This window comes from Kitasatospora sp. NPDC048194, from assembly GCF_043202455.1.
Taxonomy (GTDB): Bacteria; Actinomycetota; Actinomycetes; order Streptomycetales; family Streptomycetaceae; genus Kitasatospora.
Map to the genome: position 1 here is coordinate 231,529 of NZ_JBIDAK010000001.1, position 6,230 is coordinate 237,758.

5 protein-coding genes are annotated in these 6,230 nt (G+C 73.3%); 4 read left to right on the plus strand and 1 reads right to left on the minus strand.

All coding sequences use genetic code 11. The features are described 5' to 3' along the window. Positions 1-68: 68 nt before the first annotated feature. The 4 genes from ACGF07_RS01200 to ACGF07_RS01215 all read left to right on the plus strand — a co-directional run bounded on the left by ACGF07_RS01200 (position 69) and on the right by ACGF07_RS01215 (position 4,065). Positions 69-2,336, plus strand: coding sequence for an ATP-dependent DNA helicase UvrD2 (locus ACGF07_RS01200; RefSeq protein WP_392894387.1), 2,268 nt, complete (start codon positions 69-71; stop codon positions 2,334-2,336). Positions 2,337-2,641: 305 nt separating this feature from the next. Then, complete coding sequence (locus ACGF07_RS01205) at positions 2,642-3,130, plus strand: hypothetical protein (RefSeq protein ID WP_350736721.1); 489 nt, start codon at positions 2,642-2,644, stop codon at positions 3,128-3,130. Positions 3,131-3,298: 168 nt separating this feature from the next. After that, complete coding sequence (locus ACGF07_RS01210; protein WP_392894389.1) at positions 3,299-3,667, plus strand: WhiB family transcriptional regulator; 369 nt, start codon at positions 3,299-3,301, stop codon at positions 3,665-3,667. Continuing rightward, positions 3,664-4,065 carry a hypothetical protein gene (locus tag ACGF07_RS01215; RefSeq protein WP_350736723.1) on the plus strand — a complete coding sequence of 134 codons (402 nt, stop codon included), beginning with the start codon at positions 3,664-3,666 and terminating at the stop codon, positions 4,063-4,065. Before ACGF07_RS01210 ends, ACGF07_RS01215 begins: the two co-directional genes overlap by 4 nt. Before the next feature lie 220 nt (positions 4,066-4,285). Here ACGF07_RS01215 and ACGF07_RS01220 read toward each other — a convergent pair whose 3' ends face one another. Continuing rightward, positions 4,286-5,725 carry an ABC1 kinase family protein gene (locus tag ACGF07_RS01220; protein ID WP_392894391.1) on the minus strand — a complete coding sequence of 480 codons (1,440 nt, stop codon included), beginning with the start codon at positions 5,723-5,725 and terminating at the stop codon, positions 4,286-4,288. Positions 5,726-6,230 lie beyond the last annotated feature (505 nt).

Consider the following 6,230-nt stretch of genomic DNA (forward strand, 5'->3'; position numbering starts at 1 on the left):
GCGATCATCCTGCGATCACACCGGGCCTGTGGACAACCCCGCCCGGACTGTCCCACCGGACTGAGAAGATGGAACGCATGCAGGAAGACCTCTTGAGCGGCAACCCGTACGACGCCCCCCACGGCTCCCCCTGGGCCGACCCCGGCGCCGCCACGGGCCCCGACGCCGTGCTCGCCGGGCTCGACCCCGAACAGCGCGCCGTCGCCACCGCCCTGCACGGCCCCGTCTGCGTCCTCGCCGGCGCCGGCACCGGCAAGACGCGGGCCATCACCCACCGCATCGCCTACGGCGTGCGCAGCGGCGTCTACCAGCCCGCCCAGGTCCTCGCCGTCACCTTCACCGCCCGAGCCGCCGGCGAGATGCGCGGCCGCCTGCGCCAGCTCGGTGCCGACGGCGTCCAGGCCCGCACCTTCCACGCCGCCGCCCTGCGCCAGCTCCAGTACTTCTGGCCCCGCGCCGTCGGCGGTCCGGTGCCCCAGCTCCTCGAACGCAAGGTCCAACTCGTCGCCGAAGCCGCCGGCCGCTGCGGACTGCGCGTCCAGCGCACCGAACTGCGCGACCTCACCGCCGAGATCGAATGGGCCAAGGTCACCCAGACCGCCCCCGAGGACTACCCCGCCGCCGTCGCCAAATCCGGCCGCGAAGCCCCCCGCGACCCCGCCGAGACCGCCCAGGTCTACCGGGTCTACGAGGAGACCAAGACCCGCCGCGGCAGCATCGACTTCGAGGACGTCCTGCTCCTCACCGCCGCCATCCTGGAGGACCGCCCCGACATCGCCGACCAGGTCCGCTCCCAGTACCGGCACTTCACCGTCGACGAGTACCAGGACGTCTCCCCCCTCCAGCAGCGCCTGCTCGACCAGTGGACCGGCCCCGACGGCGGCGCCAGCCTCTGCGTCGTCGGCGACGCCAGCCAGACCATCTACTCCTTCACCGGCGCCACCCCCGACTACCTCCTCGGCTTCCGCAGCCGCCACCCCCAGGCCACCGTCGTCAAACTCGTCCGCGACTACCGCTCCACCCCCCAGGTCGTCCACCTCGCCAACGGACTCCTCGCCCAGGCCCGCGGCGAAGCCGCCCGCCACCGCCTCGAACTCGTCTCCCAGCGGGAAGCCGGCCCCGAGCCCGTCTACACCGAGTACGAGGACGAACCCACCGAGGCCGAGACCACCGCCCGCCGCATCAAGGACCTCCTCGCCACCGGCGTGCGCGCCAGCGAGATCGCCGTCCTCTTCCGCACCAACGGCCAGTCCGAGGTCTACGAACAGGCCCTCGCCGACCTCGGCGTCCCCTACCAGCTCAAGGGCGCCGAACGGTTCTTCGAACGCCCCGAGGTCCGCGACGCCGGCATCCTGCTGCGCGGCGCCGCCCGCGCCGCCGCCGACCCCCTCACCGCCGGCACCCCCGACCTCGCCGGCCAGGTCCGCGCCGTCCTCGCCACCCGCGGCTTCACCCCCGAACCCCCCGCCGGCTCCGGCGCCGTCCGCGACCGCTGGGAATCCCTCGCCGCCCTCGTCCGGCTCGCCGAGGAGTTCGAACGGACCCGCACCGCCGACGGCCGCACCACCGACCTCGCCGCCTACGTCGCCGAACTCGACGCCCGAGCCGCCGCCCAGCACGCCCCCGCCGTCGAAGGCGTCACCCTCGCCTCCCTCCACGCCGCCAAGGGCCTCGAATGGGACGCCGTCTACCTCGTCGGCCTCACCGAGGGCACCCTGCCGATCATCTACGCCAAGACCGACGAACAGATCGAGGAGGAACGCCGCCTCCTGTACGTCGGCGTCACCCGCGCCCGCCGACACCTCAGTCTCTCCTGGGCCCTCGCCCGCTCCCCGGGTGGCCGCGCCTCCCGCAAACCCAGCCGCTTCCTCGACGGGCTGCGCCCCGGCTCGGGGATCCCGGGCGCGCGCAGCGGCGCGCGCGGCGCGCGGGGGAGCGTCGAGACCGGCGAGCGCTCGGCCGCCCGACGGGCCCGCGGACCGGTCAAGTGCCGAGTCTGCGGCAAGGTCCTCACCGAGGCCGTCGAACGCAAGCTGCGCCGCTGCGAGGACTGCCCCTCCACGATGGACGAGGGCCTGTACGAACGGCTGCGTGACTGGCGGGCCCGGCAGGCCAGGAAGCAGGGCGCCCCGGCCTACGTGGTGTTCACCGACGCGACGCTCATGGCGATCGCCGAGGACGTGCCCGCCAGCCGCCAGGAACTGGCCCAGATCTCCGGGGTCGGCGCCATGAAGCTGGACAAGTACGGGGCCGCCGTGCTCTCGTTGTGTGCGGGGGAGGAGCCCGAGGAAGATCCGGACGGCGTCGAGGACGACGGTCCGGTCGATCCGGCGTGAGCCGGCACGGGCGCGGTCCAGGGGACTGCTCGGGGGACTTCGAAGCCGGCGCGGCGACGTGCGGCGGGCCGCACCGCGGACCGCGCCCGAACCGCCTGCCGATCCGATCGCGGAACTCGCGCGAAAAATAGTTTGCGCGGCATACCGGGAGCGCAATAGCCTGCCGGAGCGGTCAAGGGGACGCGGTCGCACGGGGTGAAACCTGTGCCGATTCCCCTCGCCCCACAGCTACACCGAGACAGACATCCGAACATTCGGAGCCAGGGGAACCAGGCTCCGCGAGACGCCGAGAGGAGGCGAAGACAGTGGGAAACATCATGATCACCAAAATGACTGGCCAGACCGTTGTCGCTGCCTCCCTGCGTGCCGCCCGCCTGCGGGCGCTCGCCGAGCTCGGTGGAACCGGTCTGGGTCTCGACGCCACCGGTGTCTTCGTCGCCTCCGCTGTCAGTGGTCTTGGACACACTGATCTGCACGGCGCGGATCTGCGCATCGCGGATCTGCACCTCGCGGGCGGCAGGAGTGTCGAAGGCACCGTCGTCGAGACCGGTCTGTCCCGTGACTGGGCGTCGGTCGGCACGTCGCGTCCCATGTGCGACGAGCGACCGATCCAGGCACCGAAGGCGGCCGTAGCCGCCGCCATGCACGGCGGCTATGCGCAGGTCATCGGTGCCGGAAACGCCCAGAAGCAGAACGAGCAGCAGATCAAGCAGGCCAAGGCCGCCTTTATCGGCACCGAGGCCACCCGGATGTGGGCCTTCCGCGGCCCTGAACCCTGGAGAGAACGAACCTGAGTCAGCCTCAGGTCGGCACCTCCAGGGCCGCGGAACCCGTCACACCGGGATCCGCGGCCCTTCTGTTTTGTCCGGTACGCAAGACCACCCAGGCCCTCCGGGGCCTCCGGCCCAGCACCACCAGTCCACTGGGCCGGAACCACTGAGAAGACGAGGAAGACGCCCACAGTGTCCACGGTCATCACGCCGCCCATCCCGTCCGTACCGCCGACAAGCCAGATCACCAAGGCCGACCAGGCCGACCCTCCGGAGGTTCCTTCCATGCAGATCAGCTCGATCGAGCAGGCCGAGGCACTCGGTCTCCCCATCCCGTGCCGCGCCTTCGACCCCGAGGTCTTCTTCGCCGAGACGCCCGCCGACGTCGAGTACGCGAAGTCCCTCTGCGGCACCTGTCCGGTGAAGGACGCCTGTCTGGCCGGCGCCCTCGAGCGGCGCGAGCCGTGGGGCGTCTGGGGTGGCGAGCTCTTCGTCCAGGGCGTCGTCGTGGCCCGCAAGCGGCCGCGGGGCCGTCCGCGCAAGACCGAGGTCATGGCGTGAACCCCGCCGACCACGCCAGGCCCGTCCGCAGGGGAGAGCAGCCCCCGCTGGACACGGCCCTCCGCCGGTCCGTACGGATCGCCGCCGCCAAGGCCGACGCAGCCGCCCGCACCCGCCCATTCCCGAGCACGCACCACGAGCAGGACCACCACATGACCCCCGCCGCCATCGATCCGACCGTCCGCGCCGAGCAGACCACCGAACTTCAGACCCAGAACAGGATCCTCGAGATGCAACTCCTGCATGAATCCCTGGCCCGTGCCCATATGCAAGACAGGATGCACGAGGCCGAGAACCAACGGCTCGTCAGCCGGGTCGTCCGGGCCCGCAAGCTCAAGCAGCGGGCCGAGCGGGCCTCGATGCGGGCCCGCAAGGCGCTCGCCGTCGCCCTGATGTAAGGGCCGCCGCCGGTTCGTTCGACCGGCGCACCGCCGCTGTCGTGCCGCAGGCCGCTCCCGTCCACGGGGAGCGGCCTGCGGCCGTTCGGCGTTCTCGCCGGCTGCGGAGCTGCGCAGCGTCTCAGCTCCGCAGCTTCTCAGTTTCCAGCCCACTCCTCATCAGCTCTCGCGGGCGGCCGCCTCGCGGCGCTCGCCGAGGGCTCCCGGGGGCCCCGAGGTATCAGGGCTTCCGCGGTGTCCGCGGCGGTCGCGGTGTGTCCGAGGTGTCCTCCGGGGTGTTCTGCGCGTCGGCGGGGCCGCGATGCCCGGCGGAGCCGGCCGGCGCCGACGGCTCGCCGGAGAACTCCGGCAGCCACTTCAGCATCTCGGCCCGGAACGGCGCCTTGGCGCCCAGCTGGCACAGCACCCCGATGGTGCTCAGCGTCACCCGGTGGATCAGCAGGTACGCGGGCGGCAGGTTCAGCTGCTTCCCCAGGTTGTAGGCGGGCGAGCGGGGATCCGCGATCCGGGCCGCCTGGGCACGCATCCACGTCCGGGTGAAGTGGAAGGTGTCCACCGCGGCCGGCTCGATGATCGGCAGCAGGTAGTCCAGCACCGCATCCGGATCCAGCTGGATCGAGGGCTTCACGAAGCCCTCCTCCCGCAGCATCTTCAGCACGCCCGCCGCGTCCCCGTCCAGGGCCATCCGCAACGAGGCACCGATCGGCGCGGGCAGCCCGCCCGGCAACCGGTCCACCGTCCCGAAGTCCAGCACGCCCAACCGCCAGCCGGACGCCGGACCGTCGTCCTTCAGCAACCGGAAGTTGCCCGGGTGCGGATCCGCGTGCAGCAGGCCCGTCCGGGACGGGCCCGCGAACAGGAAGCGAGCCAACAACTGCCCGGCGCGGTCACGCTCCTCCTGGGTGCCGCGCGCGATCACCTCGGACAACGGGGTGCCGTCCATCCACTCGGTGACCAGCACCTGGTCGGCCTGCGCCACCACGCGTGGCACCAGGATGTCCGGATCGCCCGCGAACTCCTCGGCGTGCCGGCGCTGGGCCTGCGCCTCCAGCTCGTAGTCCAGCTCCTCCGAGACCCGCTCGCGCAGCTCGGTGATCAGCGGCTTGATGTCCAGCCCGGGGATCAGTGGGCCGACCAGCCAGGCCACCCGGCTCAGCTGGGACAGGTCGGCGAGCAGTGCCTCACCTGCCCCCGGGTACTGCACCTTCACCGCGACCCGCCGGCCGTCGTGCCAGACTGCCTGGTGCACCTGACCGATCGAGGCGGCCGCCGCCGGGCGGTCGTCGAACTCCCGGAACAACTCGCGCCAGCCCGCGCCGAGCCGCTCAGCCAGTGCGGCGTGCACCTTGGCGGCGGGCATCGGGGGAGCGGCGTCCTGCAGCTTGGTGAGCGCCGCCCGGTACGGCCCGGCGACCTCCTCGGGCAGCGCGGCCTCGAAGACGGACAGCACCTGCCCGAACTTCATCGCCCCGCCCTTGAGCTCGCCGAGGACCTTGAACAACTGGTCCGCGGTGGCCTGCTGGAGCTCGGCCGTGACCACCTCGGCGGAGCGGCCGCCGATGCGCTTGCCGAGCCCGAGCGTGGCCCGTCCGGCTATCCCCAGCGGCAGGGCGGCGAGCCGTGCCGTGCGGGTCACTGCCTTGCGCGGTAGATCGCTCACCCGGGCCTCCAATCCCTGGCCCCCCGACTCCGGACGGCCCACCATCACTAGGCCATTGTGCCTGCTCGCCACCCGGTGGCCGCCGGCATTTCCCGGGGCGGCGGGAGGGCGGCGCCCGCCGGGACCGGGCGGGGCTCGGCGGTTCGGCGGCTCCTCGGTCCACCGGGAAGGCCGGTGCCCTCGGGGCGCCGGCCTTCGGGGTGGGGGCGCTGCGTAGGAAGTCGGCGGCGTCGACTTCCGGTGCGAGTGTTCCGGGGGGCCCACCCCCTCCCCCCACCCCCCACCCACCCTCCTCCTCACCCACCTCACCCTCCGCCTGCCCACCACCCGCTTCCTCGCCCACGCCCGGCCCCCCGGCGTTGGGAGCTCCCGCCTCGCTCCCGGCCCGGGGGCCGGCCCCCCGCCGGGGGGGGGCGGGGGGGGCCCGGGGGGGGGGGGGCCCGGCCCCCCCGGCCCCCGGGGGGGGGGGGGCCCCGGGCCCGGGGGGCGCCGGGCCCGGGGGGCC

Excerpts from the sequence above, each read along its gene's own strand:
- ACGF07_RS01200 (WP_392894387.1), top strand. The coding sequence starts at position 69 with ATGGAACGCATGCAGGAAGACCTCTTGAGCGGCAACCCGTACGACGCC.